The sequence below is a fragment of the Rhizobium sp. No.120 genome, from assembly GCF_054558365.1.
This window is the reverse complement of sequence record NZ_BAAJNQ010000006.1, coordinates 109719-127096: the sequence shown is the minus strand read 5'-3', so window position 1 is coordinate 127096 and position 17378 is coordinate 109719. Positions and strand designations below refer to the sequence as shown.

The 17378-nt window shown below is 58.9% G+C and carries 15 protein-coding genes; 8 read left to right on the top strand and 7 right to left on the bottom strand.

Features of this window, described 5'->3' with window-relative positions:
• Nucleotides 1-23: 23 nt before the first annotated feature.
• The 7 genes from ACYJRZ_RS18800 to ACYJRZ_RS18770 all read right to left on the bottom strand — a co-directional run bounded on the left by ACYJRZ_RS18800 (nt 24) and on the right by ACYJRZ_RS18770 (nt 6679).
• Nucleotides 24-1493, bottom strand: a complete 1470-nt coding sequence (locus ACYJRZ_RS18800; RefSeq protein ID WP_459461474.1) for a sensor domain-containing diguanylate cyclase — start codon at nt 1491-1493, stop codon at nt 24-26.
• Between the two features lie 214 nt (nt 1494-1707).
• On the bottom strand, nt 1708-2157 hold the full coding sequence (gene mntR / locus ACYJRZ_RS18795) for a manganese-binding transcriptional regulator MntR (RefSeq protein WP_459461472.1): 450 nt from the start codon (nt 2155-2157) through the stop codon (nt 1708-1710).
• Nucleotides 2158-2305: 148 nt separating this feature from the next.
• Nucleotides 2306-3376: an LLM class flavin-dependent oxidoreductase gene (locus tag ACYJRZ_RS18790; protein ID WP_459461470.1), complete on the bottom strand. Its 1071-nt coding sequence runs from the start codon at nt 3374-3376 to the stop codon at nt 2306-2308.
• Nucleotides 3377-3461: 85 nt separating this feature from the next.
• Nucleotides 3462-4316: an ABC transporter permease subunit gene (locus ACYJRZ_RS18785; RefSeq protein WP_459461468.1), complete on the bottom strand. Its 855-nt coding sequence runs from the start codon at nt 4314-4316 to the stop codon at nt 3462-3464.
• Nucleotides 4313-5101, bottom strand: coding sequence for a taurine ABC transporter ATP-binding protein (locus ACYJRZ_RS18780; RefSeq protein ID WP_459461466.1), 789 nt, complete (start codon nt 5099-5101; stop codon nt 4313-4315). The genes ACYJRZ_RS18785 and ACYJRZ_RS18780 overlap by 4 nt, the downstream gene beginning before the upstream one ends.
• 55 nt (nt 5102-5156) lie before the next feature.
• Complete coding sequence (gene tauA / locus ACYJRZ_RS18775; RefSeq protein ID WP_459461464.1) at nt 5157-6170, bottom strand: taurine ABC transporter substrate-binding protein; 1014 nt, start codon at nt 6168-6170, stop codon at nt 5157-5159.
• Nucleotides 6171-6469: 299 nt separating this feature from the next.
• On the bottom strand, nt 6470-6679 hold the full coding sequence (locus tag ACYJRZ_RS18770; RefSeq protein WP_459461463.1) for a hypothetical protein: 210 nt from the start codon (nt 6677-6679) through the stop codon (nt 6470-6472).
• 572 nt (nt 6680-7251) lie between these two features.
• On the opposite strand from ACYJRZ_RS18770, the gene ACYJRZ_RS18765 reads away from it, so the two are divergent.
• The 8 genes from ACYJRZ_RS18765 to ACYJRZ_RS18730 all read left to right on the top strand — a co-directional run bounded on the left by ACYJRZ_RS18765 (nt 7252) and on the right by ACYJRZ_RS18730 (nt 17377).
• Entirely contained in the window at nt 7252-9009 is a 1758-nt protein-coding gene (locus ACYJRZ_RS18765) for a methyl-accepting chemotaxis protein (RefSeq protein ID WP_459461461.1), read from the top strand.
• Nucleotides 9010-9359: 350 nt separating this feature from the next.
• A complete protein-coding gene (locus ACYJRZ_RS18760; protein WP_459461459.1) occupies nt 9360-10352 on the top strand; it encodes an LLM class flavin-dependent oxidoreductase in 993 nt (330 codons plus the stop codon).
• A gap of 24 nt (nt 10353-10376) precedes the next feature.
• Nucleotides 10377-11726, top strand: a complete 1350-nt coding sequence (locus ACYJRZ_RS18755; protein ID WP_459461457.1) for an LLM class flavin-dependent oxidoreductase — start codon at nt 10377-10379, stop codon at nt 11724-11726.
• Between the two features lie 15 nt (nt 11727-11741).
• A complete protein-coding gene (locus ACYJRZ_RS18750; RefSeq protein ID WP_459461455.1) occupies nt 11742-12941 on the top strand; it encodes a M20 aminoacylase family protein in 1200 nt (399 codons plus the stop codon).
• A gap of 8 nt (nt 12942-12949) precedes the next feature.
• The gene (locus tag ACYJRZ_RS18745) at nt 12950-13498 is read left to right on the top strand and encodes a GNAT family N-acetyltransferase (protein WP_459461453.1); all 549 of its coding nucleotides are present in this window, start codon (nt 12950-12952) and stop codon (nt 13496-13498) included.
• A 39-nt stretch (nt 13499-13537) separates the two neighbouring features.
• Nucleotides 13538-15322, top strand: coding sequence for an amino acid ABC transporter permease/ATP-binding protein (locus ACYJRZ_RS18740; protein WP_459461451.1), 1785 nt, complete (start codon nt 13538-13540; stop codon nt 15320-15322).
• A 94-nt stretch (nt 15323-15416) separates the two neighbouring features.
• Nucleotides 15417-16361 (top strand): ABC transporter substrate-binding protein, encoded by a 945-nt coding sequence (locus ACYJRZ_RS18735; protein ID WP_459461449.1) that lies wholly within the window; start codon nt 15417-15419, stop codon nt 16359-16361.
• Nucleotides 16362-16450: 89 nt separating this feature from the next.
• Entirely contained in the window at nt 16451-17377 is a 927-nt protein-coding gene (locus ACYJRZ_RS18730; RefSeq protein WP_459461447.1) for an ABC transporter substrate-binding protein, read from the top strand.
• Nucleotide 17378: the final 1 nt, after the last annotated feature.

The following is a 17378-nucleotide window of genomic DNA, read 5'->3' as shown; positions in this document are numbered from 1 at the left end:
GGGCTCTAGCTGAGTGCTGGGCGTCAGGCGCCATTCTTTGCCCGATGTGGGCGCGTGGCAGCCGCCGCGGCGTAGTGAGCCTTCTTCTGCTCGTACATGCCGAGATCCGCGCGCTTGATCATCGCTTCCATGGTCTCGCCAGGCTGGCTCGTTGCAACCCCGATGGAGACGTTGAGCGGCGCGCTGGAATAGAACTGATTGTTGATCTTCAGCAGCTCGTTGATCGTCTCGACCATTGCAGCAGCGGTGATTTCATCGGCGCCCGGCAGGAGAACGGCAAATTCGTCGCCGCCGATGCGCGCTGCGTGATTTGGCAGCGAGACGACGCTGTTGAGCACCTCGCCCATGCGGCGCAACAGCGCGTCGCCGGCATCGTGGCCGCTCTCGTCATTGGCCTCCTTCAGCCCGTCGAGATCGATGATAACAGCAGACACGGGTCGAAGCGATTTGCGCTCCAGCCGGTTGAGCTCCTCCATATAGAAGGCTCGGTTGAAAAGACGGGTGAGCACATCGTGCTTGCCGAGATATTCAAGATAGGCTTCCGCTTTCTTGCGGGCGGTAATATCGGTCAGCGCCACCTGCACGAGCGACCAATCGTTCTCGTAACCGGGAAATACGGAAAATTGCAGGAGGACGTGGCGCTCCGATCCGTCGAGAGCGTAGTTCAGTACCTCGCGCTGATGGAAGAGGCGACCGTTCCACAACTCCAGCAATTGCCCGCGAAAATGCTTCTCCATGTCGCCGCGGAACACTTCGCCGATCCGATGTAGCAAGGTCTGACGATCCGGCGCACAGAAGAGATCGAGGGTGGCCTGATTGACGTCAAGCACACTGATTTCGCTCATGCATTGCTGGACGAATTCCGGATGCACATCGAGAAAGACTTGAAAATCGACGATGCCGCGGTCGCGGATTTTATCGAGCAGGATTTTCACGCGGCTGAAATCTTCGACCCAGAGAGAAACGGGCGAGTGCTCGAACATGCCTTCCGCATAGCGACGCTGGCGCTCTTCCTGCCGTCTTGCCTCCTCGCGAGCCGTCACATCTTCCGTCGTCAGGAGCAACCGGCTCCATGAGCTCTCGTGACCCGGCAGGATGACGCCGCGAAGCTGGATGTCGAGCCTTTTGCCGCCCAGCGAGTAATTGATGGCCGTACCGGAAAATTCGGTCTTGCCCTCCCAGAGCGCCACAAGTTCGTTCACATGGCTCTGCAGCATCTCGTCGCGGAACACCTGTGAGAGATTTCCGACAAGCGTTTCGAAGGACGACGCCTCGAAAAGCTCAAGCGTCCTGGCGTTGACGGCAAGAAGCCTGATCTTCTGCGAGCAGGTCGCAACGCGTTGCAAATCAGCAAGCAGATAAGAACGCAGGTCCGTTACGCCTTCAGCGCGCCAGAATTCGAACTGCTCCTTGACGCCGCTGAAGTCCTCCAGCCACATGGCGACGGGGGCAAGATCGAAAATGGTGCTGCTGAAGTCCTGGGCGTTCATCATGATTCCCTGCGCCGGCAATAAAAGTCAGTATTCGTTATACAAAGGCCAGCAGTTCGCTAAGTTCTGGTTAGCAAGCATTCGTAAAGCTTGCGTTGACATCAAGTAGCGGTCAAGCCGGACACTGCGCCTCAATCTCTTTTCAACTCATTCTTGTTGGAAATATGCCCGAAAGAAGCCCTGGCTTGATTGCTATCGGTTTGTCCGATGCGAACCGTCACGTCTTCAAGAAGCGCTCAAAGGCCTCGAGTGTCCTTTGGCTGACATGATGTTCGATCCCCTCGGCATCATTTCTTGCCGTATCGGGATCGACGCCGAGACGGCATAGAACTGCTTCCACGATCTCGTGACGTCGGCGGGTTGCCGCGGCCAGGCGCTGGCCTTCCTCGGTCAGGAAGACGCCGCGATAGGGGCGTTGTGTGATGAGGTTTTCCTCCGCCAGCCGCTTGAGCATCTTGGCGACCGTCGGCTGTGTTACTCCCAGCCTCCGTGCAATATCGGTCTGGCGCGCTTCGCCGGCATGTTCTATCAGATCGGCGATGAGCTCGACATAGTCTTCCATCAATTCCGTGCGTCGGTCGTCGCGGCTTTTCTGAAAGGCCTCGGCATGCGTCTCGATCTCGGTCGAAGACAGACGGCTTTCCGCGGCGGCAGGCAATTTCGTCAAGGCGGCTCATCTCCCCATGATTAAGAACCGTGTCATGATGTTTAGCCTCGACTATAAATAATTCAGCGACGTTATGAAACCCCGGCGGCCGATCTCCGTCGGCCGTCAGATTAAATTCCTCGCTTGGGCTGACGTGGGTCTCAGATGCTTAGTCGCGTAGAAGCGGCAGCAATTGCTCGCCCTGCCGTTTGATTTCCGGCAGATAGGGCGTGTCCGAGAGGACAAACTGTGTGATGCCGAGATCGCGGTATTTGCGCAGGGAGCGGGCGACATCCTCTGCTGAGCCGACCAGCCAGGTGGTGCCGGCGCCGCCACCGCCGAATTTGCCGGGCGCGGTATAGAGATTGTCGTCGAGTACGTCGCCGCGGGCGGCGAGATCGAACAGTCGTTTCTGGCCGACCGCAATCGATTGCCGGTGATCGTTCCAGCCGACGCCCTTATTCTTCGCCATTTCGGCGACTTTCGCTTCGGCGTCGGTCCAGGCCTGCTCCGTTGTGTCGCGCACCAGCGTCGTTATGCGCAGCCCGAATTCCAGCGGCGGCAGATCACGATCAAGATCTCTGCTGAGCGCCCTGAGCCGGCTGATCCGCTCTGCGATGTCGGCGAGCGGCTCGCCCCAGAAAAGCTGAACATCGGCCTCCGTGGCGGACACACGTTCCGCAGCATCCGAAGCGCCGCCGAAGTAGAGCCTGGGATGCAGACGTTTCCCCCGAGGCTCGATGCGCGGCGCAGCCGTAGATTCGCTGACGCGAAAATGTTCCCCCTCATAGGTTACGTTCTCTTCGGTCCACAGCCTGCGCGTGAGCCGCATGAATTCCTTGGTGCGGCCATAGCGGTGGGCTTGATCGCCCTCGCTGTCGCCATAGGCGGCAAGATTGTCTTTGCCGGAAACAATGTTGACGCGTACCCGGCCGCCGCTCAGCTGATCTAGCGTGGCAGCAGCGGAGGCGAAGTGCGCCGGCCGCCAGTAGCCGGGGCGGATTGCGATCAGCGGTTCGAAGGTCGTAGTGCGCGCTGTAAGGGCAGCCGCGACGGTAAAGGTGTCGGGGCGGCCCCAGCCTGTGCCGATCAATGCGCCCTTCCAGCCATGATCTTCGAGTGCCTTGGCATGGCTGGTCAGAGTCTCCAGGCTGTTGTGATTTTCGACGGTGGAATCACCGCGATGGCCCGGTTTGACATCATTGGGAATGTACCAAAGAAATTCGCAATTGCTGCTCATGCCTGCGCCTGTATGTCTTTCTGGATCGAATGATGGATTCTGTCGCGAAGAAGACCGTGAGCACCATCGCTTCCGGTCCGTTGCGCTAAAGCTTGCCCTTCCAGGGAACGAGGATGGCTTCGAGGATGCGGATGGCAGCCGAAAATGCGAAGGCGCAGACCGCGATAATGCCGATCCCGACGAAGACAACATCGGTGGCAAGGAACTGTGATGCCGACATGATCATGAAGCCGATGCCGCGTGTCGAAGCGATGAGCTCCGCCGCCACCAGCGTTCCCCAGCCGATGCCGAAGGCGATCCGAATGCCGGTGAGGATTTCCGGCAGGGCCGAAGGCAGGACGACATTCAGGAAAAGCTGCAGCCGGTTCGCTCCGAGAGACCGCGCGGCATTGACCCGCTCCAGCGGCAGCGAACGGACGCCGGCCTGAGCGGACAGGCAGATCGGTGCGAACATTGCGAGCACAAGAAGGGTGATCTTGGAGGTCTCGCCGATCCCAAGCCATATGATCATCAGCGGCAGGTAGGAAAGGGGAGGCAGGGGCCAATAGAATTCGATGGGCGTATCGAGAATTCCCTTTGCCCAGCGGTTGAGGCCCATCAGCAGACCGACGGGAATGCCTATCCCGATCGCGATGGCCGCGGCGGCGACGATGCGAAACAGGCTCGCCAATATGTGTTCGGAAAGCGAGGCGCCGGCATAGCCGTCGCGATAGACGACGCCGATCTGCGTCAGCACCTCGTCGGGGCGGGGCAGGAAGAGGTGCGATACCAGACCGAGCTTGGCGACGAGCCACCACAGTGCCAGGCAGGCGGCTGCCGTGGTGATGCTGATAGCGATAGTGGGTTTTTCACCAATGCCGAAGCCGGGAATGCGAACGAGCTTCGGCTGCGTTTCCTTTTCAGATCCGGCGATCGGGCGCGTTTCGATGATATCGCTCATGCCGCACTCCTGATGTGATCGGCGCTGTGAAGGATCGCGCGAATTTCGTCCCGAAGATTGCCGAATTCGGGAGATGACAGGATCGCTCTTATATCGCCGCTGGCGGCAAAGCGATGTACGAAATCGAGTTCGAAACGCGCAACGACACGCCCGGGCCTCGGAGACATGACGAGAACCTCCGTTCCGAGAAACAGCGCCTCCTCGATCGAGTGGGTAATGAAGAATATGCGTTTGTCGGTTCTGGCCCAGACGGAGACCAGAAGCTCCTGCATCTGCTCGCGCGTCAGGCTGTCGAGCGCGCCGAAGGGTTCGTCCATCAGCAATATGTCGGGATCGGTGGCGAGTGCCCGGGCAATGCCGACGCGCTGGCGCATGCCGCCCGACAACTCATAGGGTAGAGCATTGGCAAAGTCGGTGAGGCCCACCAGCCGCAAAAGTTCGGATGCGCGATCGCGGCGTTCCCGCTTGCCCAGTCCGGCAAATTGCAGGCCGAGGGCCACATTGTCGATGACAGATTTCCATGGCAGCAGCGAATCTTTCTGGAAGACGACGCCACGATCAGCGCCAGGCCTCGAAACAGGCCTGCCGTCGAGCGTGATCTTTCCCTCCGAAAGCGGCAGGAAACCGGCGATGGCATTGAGCAAGGTGGATTTGCCGCAGCCGGACGCACCCAACGCCACCACGATGCCGCGCTCCGGAATGGTGAAGGAAACGCGGTCAAGCGCGTGAACGGTTCTACCGTCACGCGCTGCAAAGAAGACGCTTGCATGGTCGACTTGAAGCATGGGCTCTCTCAGTATTGCGGCGCCGGCGCGACAAGCGCGCCGACGCCAGGGAGGATCAGTTGCTGGCGCTGACAAGCGCGTCGGCAGTGACGAATGTGCCGTAGTTCGGCAGGACTTCGGAGACCTTTCCCTGGCTCTTCAGGAAGGTCGCCGTATCCTTGAGGATCTTGGCAGCGCCGGATTGATCGCCGCCACCAAGCCATGCTGCCGATGCCTGCACATCGGGCGTCAGCAGCGTCAGATTTTTGAGGGCGGCGGCCTGCTGGTCTGCCGTGCCGCCGAGCAGCTTTGCGAGCGCCTTGGCATTCTCGCTATCCGGCCCCCAGGCGGCCTTGTCGGTGGCAAACGAGGCGTAGTATTTGTTGATCACCGAGGCATAGGCCTTCAGGAATTTCGGATTGTCTGCGGCAAATTTTGAGGTTGCAACCCAGGCGGAAAATGTCGGAGCGCCCTTGTCGGCAACGTCCTTGGAGGTCACTAGGACTTTACCGTTCTTCTTCAACTCGGTGAGTGCCGGGTCCCAGACGAAACCGCCGTCGATATCGCCACGATTGTAGCTTGCGACGATTTCCGGCTGCGGGACGGCGAAGACCTGCACGTCCTTTTCGCTCAGGCCAAGGGACTTGATGAGAGCGAGCAGCTGATAGTGATCGGTCGAGACGGGTGCCGCCGCGAGCTTCTTGCCTTTCAGATCGGCGAGTGTGTTGATGCCGGAGCCATTGCGCACCACAAGCGCTTCATCGACGCCCGAGATGGACGAGAGGTAGAATGCCTTCACCTCGAGTCCGCGTGAAGCAGCAGCGGCAAACGGGCTTGAACCGACATAGCCGATCTGGACGTCGCCGGATGCGATGGCGGCGAAGATCTCTGCTCCGGAATTGAACTTGCGGAAGTCGATCTCATAGCCCGTCTCCTTCGCAAAATCGCCATTTGCGATCGCAACCGAGGAGGGCAGGGCATCGGTCTGATAGGCGACCACGACCTTCTTGTCGGCAGCGGTCGCGCCGGTGCCCGTGGAAATGCTGGCGAGACCCATCACGGCCGCAGCGATCAGTGTATTGAACTTCATAACTAGCCCCCTTGGCCGGATCAGCGTTTCCGGCGGTACCGTGAATGCAATGCACAGAACCTATCGAAATCGGCAGGAGGATCGATAGAAATAGCAAACTATTTTTATAGACTATAATAGGAATTGTTTGTCTGAATTCGTAAAGACTGTGACTAAGGCATCTTTCCAGCGAGAGAAACAAGCGGCGGCCAGCAACATATGAACTGTTGTGCCAACCCTCGCGAGGACAACATACCTATGGCGCAAAAGCGAAAGAACCGAAATTTAAGGTCGCTTGCGGTACGACCCAGATGGGGCAATTAGGTCATCCGCCGGAGCAGCGCAATCAAAGCATCCGCATTGTCATTGGTTTCAAGCGAGCGCAAGTGCTTGTCTGCGAGATCGCCAATCGCAAGAACGACCTCACGCTGAGACCATCCCGCCATGATCGCAGCGCTCACCAACTCTTGATAAGCCGCTTGAAGCGCATCCTGGCAGCGAATGTCTCGATCAGGATCATCATCGGTCACGAATGGTCGTGCGATATTTGGCATGGCCGAAAGGTGAACTGATTTGCGGGTTTTGGCAATCTATTGCATGCAATTGCTATCGATTGCGCCTTTTCCCTTTGCCGATTGCGGCTGGCATTGTGAAGCAACCATCTGCCCGTATGGCGTTGCGCTCCCCTCAAGATGGAGATGGTCTCGACCGAGGAGCTGACTGTTCTCGGAGGTCGTGATGCTGATGGCGTTATCCCTTACGCTGGTCGCGCCGTCGCCGCGGTGCGACTTTCCGACGATCCAGGTCTTGGCACAGCTGCCGAGGGGGACAGAGATCCGAAAACGGACTCATCTGTTGCGCAGCCATTATAGGGAATTCGGCCGGATCCGGGGCGTGGCGCAGGATAACATCGACGAGCGCGCTCGTAACTGTCGTGATCGTCGACAGTCCGAAGTAGAGATAATCATAAGGATATCAGGTTCTTCAATAAATTATTAAATATCCTAAATTACTCAAATGTGTATTGCTAATGTATAGTTTGCGTGATTCGCCTCATGTTCAATGAACTTCTACTTGAAACCCCCGGAAGGATAGAACGGTCATGCTAGGAATCCATGGTGCTACTGGAACGATGAAAACTGGTGCGTTGGACGCGATGAGCGCCAATATCATGATCGCCGACGCCAAACTCAACATTGTCTATATCAATCCGGCAACGCGTGAATTGCTGCAAGAGGCAGAAAGCGACCTCAGGAAGGAGTTGCCGCGGTTCAGCATGGCGACTCTGGTCGGGTCCAACATCGACATCTTTCATAAGAATCCGGCGCATCAGCGCTCAATGCTCGCTGCTTTGAAAAAACAACACAGGGCGACGATATCCGTTGGCCATCGCATGTTCGATTTGATCGTAACACCCCTTGCAAGGGCAGAAAGGATCGCGGGCTTTGTCGTCGAATGGGCCGATGCGAAGGCGAGAATCCAGAATACCGATTATCGCAATCAGCTCTTGGCGATCAATCGCGTGCAAGCGGTCATAGAGTTCACACCCACCGGCGAGATCGTCAGCGCCAACGATAATTTCCTGGCGGCGGTCGGCTATACGCTCGCTGAAATCAGGGGGCAGAATCACCGCATGTTTCTTGAGGAAGGCGAGATCGGCGATCGCCAGTTCGAGCAGCTCTGGACCGATCTGCGTGCGAACAAGCCTTATATTGGAGATATCATACGCTACGGCAAAGGCGGGAAACCCATCTATCTGAATGCGTCCTACAACCCGATTACGAATGACGCGGGAAAAATCGTAAAAGTCGTGAAATTCGCCACCGACGTCAGCGCGCGAGTATTCGCGGTGCGCACGGTCGGCGATGCCTTGTCGAAACTCGCGCTCGGCGATTTGAGCTTCTCGTTGGACCAACCCTTTGCAAAGGACTTCGAAGCCTTGCGGGAAAATATGAACTCGGCCATGCAGCAGCTCGGCGAGACGCTCGCTTCGGTTTCCCGGTCGGCTGGATCGATCGATGAGGGCGCCCGCGAGATCAGCGGTGGCGCGAGCAATCTTTCGCGGCGCACCGAGCAACAGGCCGCGGCGCTGGAGGAAACGGCAGCTGCCCTTGATGAAATCACAGTCAATGTCGGCAATGCCTCAAAGCGAGCCAATGAGGCAAGCAGGGCCGCCGCAACGGCCAATGACAGCGCGCACCGCTCGGGACAGATCGTTGCCGATGCCGTAGGTGCAATGGCGCGTATCGAAGAGTCCTCCAATAGTATCGCTAATATTATCGGCGTCATCGACGAGATTGCCTTCCAAACGAATCTTCTGGCGCTCAATGCCGGTGTGGAAGCCGCACGCGCTGGCGAGGCGGGTAAGGGATTTGCCGTCGTTGCCCAGGAAGTGCGTGAACTCGCGCAGCGTTCCGCCAAAGCTGCCAAGGAAATCAAGGAGCTGATCCGAAACTCTTCGGAGGAGGTCGAGCACGGCGTGAAGCTCGTCCATGAGACCGGCGACGCGCTCAAGACGATCCAGGACAATATCACCGCCGTGAACGAACATATGCAGTCGATCGCGGCTTCGGCGAACGAACAATCGACCGGCTTGTCCGAGGTCAACTCCGCCGTCAACCAGATGGATCAGGTGACGCAGCAGAACGCGGCAATGGTGGAGGAAGCAACAGCCTCTAGCGTGACACTTGCTCAAGAGGCTGAAAGACTGCGGCAGATGATTACGCGCTTCAAGCTGCCGGGGCAGCCGGACGCGATCGCCACACCCTTTATGCCAGTCCAAAGCGGTCCTTCCGCCTCTCTCGGGGAAGCAAAAAAAATCTTACCCCTCCGATCGAGTGCAACAGCACGCAGAGGATGAAAGCCAAGCAATTTTATAGGCTCACGCAGTAGCTGATCTCTTCAGGGAGGCAGCTACGGCCTGCCTTCTTCGACGATGCATCCGGGGTCGAGAACCACAATTCGGTTCATTCTGGCGATGGTTGAAAGGCGATGTGCGATGGTCACACCGTCTTTCTCTCCATCAGCAATCGTGAGTTCCGACATACGATGGATGCGCTGCTCTCGGTGCTGTTCCTTGGATGACTGCCGATTTTTTCCGCATCCGGTGGAAGAAAAAGAAAGCTGTTTCTTAAATAACTTAAAATCTATGTTTTTTATAGACTATGGCGCTCCGTGGTCGACATTGAGCGAAAACATGGATGAAACGGCATGTCTTACCTCCTTAGTCTTCTCGACAAGAGCCCGATTGAACAGGGGCACAGTGCTACCGATGCGCTTGGCGCAACGACACGGCTGGCCGTCAGGGCCGAAGAACTCGGCTATCATCGCTTTTGGGTCGCCGAACACCATAATATGGCGAACCTCGCAAGTTCGGCTCCGGAAGTTCTGATCGCTCATCTTCTTGCCCGGACTTCGAGGATCCGCATCGGTTCCGGCGGCGTCATGCTGCAGCACTACAGCGCCTATAAGGTTGCCGAGACTTTCAACCTCCTGGCCTCGCTGGCGCCGGGGCGCGTGGACCTTGGTGTCGGCAAGGCGCCGGGTGGATTTCCGCTCTCGACGCGGGCATTGCAGCGGGCCTTCGATCCCGAGAAGAAGCCTGACTTCGCCGAGCAGCTTTCCGATATCAACACCTATCTCTCGGCCGATCCTCATTCCGATGGCGCGCTGGCGACGCCTTTTCCGCCGCGTGCGCCGGAGCGCTTCCTACTTGGCGCCAGCATCGAGAGCGCGAAGCTCGCCGCGGAGAAGGGCTGGCGGCTGGTGTTTGCCGGCCATCTGAACGGCGATCCGGAAAATCTGCGCAATACCTTCGAAGCTTACGCAAATGCGACGGGCGGCAAGGTGCCGATCCTGGCGCTCGCAGCCTTTGCTGCCGAAAGCGAAGCCCATGCCCGTGAGCGCGTCGGGCAGCTGCGCATCACCAAGCTCTTCCTGCCCAATGGCCAGAGCGTCAATGTCGGCACCCAGGAGCAGGCGGCGGAATTTGCGCGTCAGGCAGGCTTCTCGGAGTTCCGGACCGAGGAGAAAGCGCCGAGCGTGCTGCATGGCACGGCGGCGCAGATCCGCGACGAGCTCGACGCGCTCCACCGCCGCTACGGCGTCGAGGAATTCGTGCTCGACACGCCGGCGCTGACCGCGGCCGAACGGCTCAATTCCATAGAATTGCTCGCCAAAGAACGCCTTTCCCTCGTTGCCTGAACGGCCTGTCCCAGGAGGATCATCATGGCTCAAAAACACGTCACTTTCGGTATCATGCTGCAAGGCCCCGGCGGTCACATGAATGCCTGGAAGCATCCGAGCGTTCCGGCCGATGCCAGCACCAATCTGAACTTCTTCGTTAAGACGGCCCGTAAGGCCGAAGAGGCGGGGATTGCCTTCGCTTTCGTCGCGGACGGACTCTATATCAACGAGCAATCGATCCCGCATTTCCTCAACCGCTTCGAGCCGCTGACGATCCTCTCGGCGCTTGCCGCCTTTACGACGAAGCTCGGCCTGGTGGGTACGGTTTCGACATCCTATAGCGATCCTTTCACTATCGCCCGGCAGTTTGCTTCGCTCGATCTCATCAGCGGCGGCCGCGCTGGCTGGAACGCAGTGACCTCACCGCTCGAAGGTTCCGGCCGCAACTATAGTCGCGAACATCCCGAGCACGAGCTGCGATACGAGATTGCCGATGAGTATCTTGATGCGATCAAGGGCCTGTGGGATTCCTGGGATGACGATGCCTTCGTGCGCGACCGCGAAAGCGGTGTTTATGCCGACAAGTCCAAGCTGCATCGCCTGAACCACAAAGGCCGGTTCTTCCGCATCGAAGGCCCCCTCAATATTGGTCGCTCCAAGCAGGGGCAGCCGGTGGTGTTCCAGGCCGGCGCCTCGGATTCCGGTATCCGGCTCGCGGGCAAACACGCCGATGCCGTCTTCACCAATGGCGGACCGCTCGAAGACGCGAAGACCTTCTACAAGCAGGTGAAGCAGAGCGCGATCGCGCATGGCCGCAGTGCTGCCGATGTCGGCATCTTTCCCGGCATCGGCCCGATCGTTGGAGCGACGCAGGAGGAGGCGGAAGCCAAGTACCAGGCGATCCGCAATCTCGTCACCATCGAGGAAGCACTCGCCTATCTCGGTCGCTTCTTCGATCATCACGATTTCAGCGTCTATCCGCTGGACGAGCCGTTCCCCGATCTCGGAGATATCGGTCGCAACAATTTCCGAGCCACGACAGATCGCATCAAGAAGACGGCGCGCGAAAAAGGTCTCACCTTGCGCGAAGTGGCGCTCGATGCTGCCACGCCGCGAACCTCCTTCATCGGCACCGCCGAGCACATTGCCGACGAGATCATCCGCTGGGTGGATGAGGAGGGCGCGGACGGCTTCATCCTCGGCTTCCCGGTGATCGGCGAGGGCTTCGACGATTTCTCCAAGCATGTTATGCCGATCCTGACCGAGCGCGGCTATTTCGATCCCACTTTGAAAGGTGAGACGCTGCGCGATCATCTTGGGCTGCCATATCGCGAAAGCCGTTATGCGGCAGAGGCAGCCGATATCGAACCCGCCAAGGCCATAGGTGCTTGAGCCAGGACGATCACCATGAACGCCATCATCAAGACCGCTTCGATTACCGATCCAATAGAGACAGGGATTGCCGCCTATCTGGATGAGATCGTCGCACTCAGGCATGACCTGCATCAATATCCCGAACTCGCATTTCAGGAGCATCGCACCGCCAAGAAAGTGGCCTCGCTGCTTGCCGATTGGGGCTATGAAGTCGCGACCGGCATAGCCGGGACAGGCGTGGTCGCGACCCTGAGACGGGGCAATGGCAACCGCAGTATCGGCATTCGCGCCGACATGGATGCCTTGCCGATCGAGGAAGCGACCGGACTTGATTATGAGAGCGCAAACCCCGGCGTCATGCACGCTTGCGGTCACGACGGACATACTTCGATCCTGCTCGCTGCTGCTCGTTACCTCGCAGAAAGCGGCAGTTTCAGCGGCACGCTACGGCTGATATTCCAGCCGGCCGAGGAAATCGGTGCCGGCGCGCGCAAGATGCTATCGGAAGGACTTTTCGATCGGTTTCCGGTCGATGCGGTCTTCGGGCTGCACAATTGGCCCGGCGTCCCGACAGGTCAGTTCGGCTTCGTGACCGGGCCGGCGATGGCCTCCGTCGACAAGGCGGTCATCAACATCGTCGGAAAGGGCGGACATGGTGCCGAGCCGCATCGTGCAGTCGATCCGGTGCTGGCTTCAGCCTCATTCATTACTGCCCTGCAAAGCGTCGTCTCGCGCAATATCGATCCTCAGGAAATGGCGGTCGCGACGGTCGGCTCCATTCATGCCGGTTCGGCTTCGAACGTCATCCCGGAAAGCGTGGAGATGAAGCTGACCATGCGCGCCTACAATGAGACCGTCCGGGCCAGATTGCAGGAGCGAATTCCCGCACTGGCGCGCGCGCAGGCGGAGAGCTTCGGCGCTGTGGCTGAGGTCGATTACCGTCTCGGTTTTCCTGCGCTCGTCAATCATGCCGAAGAGACAGAATTCGCCCGCAATGTCGCCTTGCAGGCGCTTGGAAGTGCCGCAGTCGAGGCGGATTTCCGGCCGCGGACGGCGAGCGAAGACTTTGCCTTCCTGCTGCAGGCCAAGCCCGGAAGCTACCTCTTCGTCGGCAATGGCGACAGTGCACCGCTGCATAGCGCCCGCTACGATTTCAATGATGCCATCATCGCGCCGGCAGCCCGCTACTGGGTGCGGCTCGCCGAAGCTTTCCTCGCGAATGACAACGGGTGACGAAGGACATGAGCGACACGTTTCTTTATACGACCACATTGGACCCGCGCGCCAAGCCGCTGATCGAGGAGCTGATCCATGAGTACGACAGCCGGTACGGCAACTATTTCAATGCTGAAGGGGCGGCTGCCGAACTCAATCGCTACCCGCCGGAAGCCTTTGCACCGCCGCATGGCAATTTTCTGCTCTTGCTCCGAAACGGGGAGACGATTGGTGGCGGCGCTTTCAAGCACTATGACGACCAAACCGCCGAATTCAAACGGATTTGGACGCGGCACGATCTCCGTCGTCAGGGATTGGCGCGTAGGCTGCTGATCGAACTGGAAGCCCAGGCGGCGCGGCAGGGCTATCGCCGCATCTACCTGACCACAGGCTTTCGCCAGCCCGAGGCGGTCGGCCTTTATCTCAACAACGGCTACACAGCCCTGTTCGATACCTCTGTCGATCCAGAAATCTACAAGAGCCTGCCTTTCGAGAAGGATATCAGCCATTTGGCTCTGGCTTATATCGCCGAAGCTTCGGGCTCGCAGCAGCGCTTGGCAGCCGCCGGCCGGTAACACATGGCGGATCAACGACAATCATAAGGGGTAAGCATCATGGCGCTGACGACGGATTTTGCGGGTGTCGATCGAGGTACTGGAGCCGCCGAGACGAAGACTGACTATTCGCGTTACCGCATCGTGCCGGCGAGGCATCCTGGGCGAACGGCGGGCACGATCTTTGCCGCGCTTGTCATAGCGGTCGTCCTCTACTCCACCTTCACCAATCCGCGATGGGGCTGGGGTGTCTTCGCCGAGTGGTTCTTTGCGGAGCCGGTGCTGGTTGGCCTTGGCAGGACGTTGCTTCTGACAGCGCTTGCGGCGGTTTCCGGCTCCGTTCTCGGAACGGCGCTAGCTCTGGCGCGCGTATCGAAATCACCGCTGCTTGCAAGCCTCTCCTGGGGCTATATCTGGCTGTTGCGTTCGATCCCGATGATCGTGCTGCTGCTGGTTCTTAACAACCTCGGCTATCTCTATGAAACCATTAGCATTGGAGTCCCGTTCAGCGACAAGGTTCTGTTCGATTATCCGACCACGCAGCTCCTAACGCCGTTTGCCGCGGCCTTTCTCGGCCTGACGCTGAACCAGTCCGCTTTCTTTGCTGAAATCGTGCGTGGCGGCATTCTGTCGGTCGATCAAGGTCAGCTGGAAGCGGCCGCATCCCTTGGCCTGTCCCGTCGCCGCCAGGCGTTCCGCATCGTCCTGCCGCAGGCGATGCGCTCCATCCTGCCCACGGGGTTCAACGAGATCATCGGCCTCGCCAAGAGCACCTCCATGGTCTACGTTCTCGCTCTGCCGGAGCTCTTCTACACGGTACAGGTCATCTATCGCCGCAATCTGGAAGTCATTCCGCTCCTGATGGTGGCGACCGTCTGGTATCTCGTCATCATGACGGTGCTGTCGATCGCCCAGTATTATATCGAGCGCTATTTCTCCAAGGGTGCGGTGCGCAATCCGACGCCTTTGCCATTCCAGGCATTCTTCCGCCGCTTCCAGCGGCCACTGCCTGCCGCCGCGGCAGACACCAGATCGGCCACCGCGACAGTCGCAGCTTTCCGGAGCGTAACGGATCTTCGTGCCAAGGGTGGTGCTGTGCGCATCCATGGCATTTCGAAGAGCTTCGGTGCGCTGAAGGTTCTCGATGATGTCGAGCTCAACCTGCCGGCCGGCAGCGTCACGGCTATCATCGGCCCGTCGGGTTCGGGAAAATCGACGCTGCTGCGCGCCATCAATCATCTGGAACGCGTCGACAGCGGCTTCATCTCAGTGGACGGCGAGCTTGTCGGCTATACGCAGAAGGGCGAGGTGCTCTATGAGCTGAAGGAGAAGGACATTCTGAAGCGCCGGACCGACATCGGTATGGTCTTTCAGAACTTCAACTTGTTCCCGCATCTCACTGTTTTAGAAAACATTATCGAGGCACCGATTCAGGTGCGTGGGGTGAGCCGCGACGAAGCGACGGCCTTCGCGCAAGAGCTTCTCGCGCGCGTCGGCCTCAGCGATAAGATCGATGCCTATCCCCGCCAGCTTTCCGGCGGCCAGCAGCAGCGCGTCGCCATAGCCCGCGCGCTGGCACTGCGGCCGAAGGTTCTTCTCTTCGACGAGCCGACCTCCGCACTTGATCCAGAGCTGGTCGGCGAAGTGCTCGATGTCATCAAGGAGCTCGCGCGCACCGGTACGACGCTCGTCATCGTCACCCACGAGATCGGCTTTGCGCGCGAGGTCGCCGATAGCATCGTCTTTATGGAGGGCGGCCACGTTATCGAAGCCGGCTCACCAACGCAGATCCTCAACGATGCGAGACATCCGCGTACGCGCGCTTTCCTCGCCAAGGTTCTCTAGCAGTCGCAGGCAAGGATTCAACGCTCTGACGTTAGCAGGCGTCCCGATCGTTGCAACAAGATAAGCAACTTATAATTGAAAAAGGAGAAGGGAAATGACATTCATTGAGAGAGCAAAATATATCGTTGCCGGCGTTCTGACGGTGGTAGCGATGAGTGGGACGCCGACGATTGCGGCCGAAAAGTTCAACCTGAGCCCAGATACTTCCAATCGTGTTCGCGCCGAGAAGGACGAGGCAGCAATCAAGGCGATTGCGCCGGGCTTCAAGTTCGTCAATCCTGGCAAGTTCACGGTCGCGATCAACCCATGGGACCCGCCGATCGCCACCTACGCGACCGATGCAAAGACTGTCGTAGGCGCTGATCCGGATATCGCGCAACTGCTTGCGGACTCCCTCGGCTTGCAGCTTGAGTTGGTGCCGGTCGCCTGGGAGGACTGGCCGCTCGGCGTCTCCTCCGGGAAATATGATGCCGTCATTTCCAACGTGACGGTCACGGAAGAGCGCAAGCTGAAATTCGATTTCTCGACCTATCGCAGGGACGTACTCGGCTTCTATGTGAAGACCGACAGCAAGATCACCTCGATCAAGGAGCCAAAGGATGTCGCGGGTCTCAAGGTGATCACAGGCGCCGGCACCAATCAGGAGAAGATCATTCTGGAATGGGACCGGCAGAATGTGGCAGCCGGCCTGAAGCCTATCGAGGTGCAGTATTACGATGACCGCGCCGCCGCCGATCTTGCCTTGCAGTCCGGTCGCGCCGATGTCGAATTCAATCCGAATGCGACACAAGCCTATAAGGCCGCCATCAACGGCACGAGGAAGCTTGTCGGCACCGTCTCCGGCGGTTGGCCGCTGACGGCCGAAATCGCCGTGACGACGAAAAAAGGTGCTGGCCTTGCCGACGCCGTCACCCTCGCACTCAACGATCTGATCAAGAACGGCAAGTATGGCGAAGTGCTGAAGCGCTGGAGCCTGACTGCCGAAGCGGTCGATCAATCCAAGACCAACCCTGCGGGCCTGCCGAAGAGCGGTTCGTAATGTTGGTCGGGCGGACCGGCGTCAGTGGGGCTCACGCCGGTCCGCTCCCATCCATCTCAAATGGAGATATAAGTTTCGTGACCATCCGCATGACTTTCAAAACTATGATGGCAGCCGCCATGGCGCTTACCTTGACCGGTTTTGCTCCGGCGATGGCGGCCGACGATTTCGATCTAAGCCCGGAACAGCCGGGACGTCTTCACGCGGCGAAAAACGAAGCGGCGATTGCGGCTATCCCAAAGGATTTCAAGTTCGTTACACCAGGCACATTCACCGTGGCAGTCGCACCAGGCGGTCCGCCGCTTGCGACCTATGCGACGGACGCCAAGACGGTCGTCGGCGCCGATCCAGATTATGCTTATGCCGTTGCCGATGCGCTTGGCCTGAAGCTCGAGCTTGTCCCGGTCGCCTGGATCGACTGGCCGCTGGGGCTGACCTCAGGCAAATATGATGCCGTGATCTCCAATGTTGGCGTCACTGAGCAGCGCAAGGAGAAGTTCGATTTCTCCACCTATCGGCAGGGCCTGCACGGCTTCTTCGTCAAGAACGACAGCAAGATCGAGTCGATCAAGGAACCGAAGGATGCTGCCGGCCTGCGCATCATCGTCGGCGCCGGCACCAATCAGGAGCGCATCCTGCTGAAATGGAGCGACGAGGATGTCAAAGCGGGCCTGAAGCCGATCGAGCTGCAATATTACGACGATGAGGCGGCGAGCCTTCTGGCCCTCCGGTCGGGCCGCGCCGATGTCATCGTGCAGCCGCACGCCCAGCTCGTCTACATCGCCGCGCGCGACAAGAACATCAAGCGTGTCGGCACGCTGAGCGCCGGCTGGCCGGATCGTTCCGATGTCGCGATCACCACGCGCAAGGGCAGCGGTCTTGCGGCCGCGCTCACCATCGCAACGAATGGACTTATTAAGGATGGCACCTACGCCAAGATCCTTGACCATTGGCATCTTGCCGAAGAAGCCTTGCCGAAGTCGGAAACCAATCCGCCAGGCCTGCCGAAATTTTGAG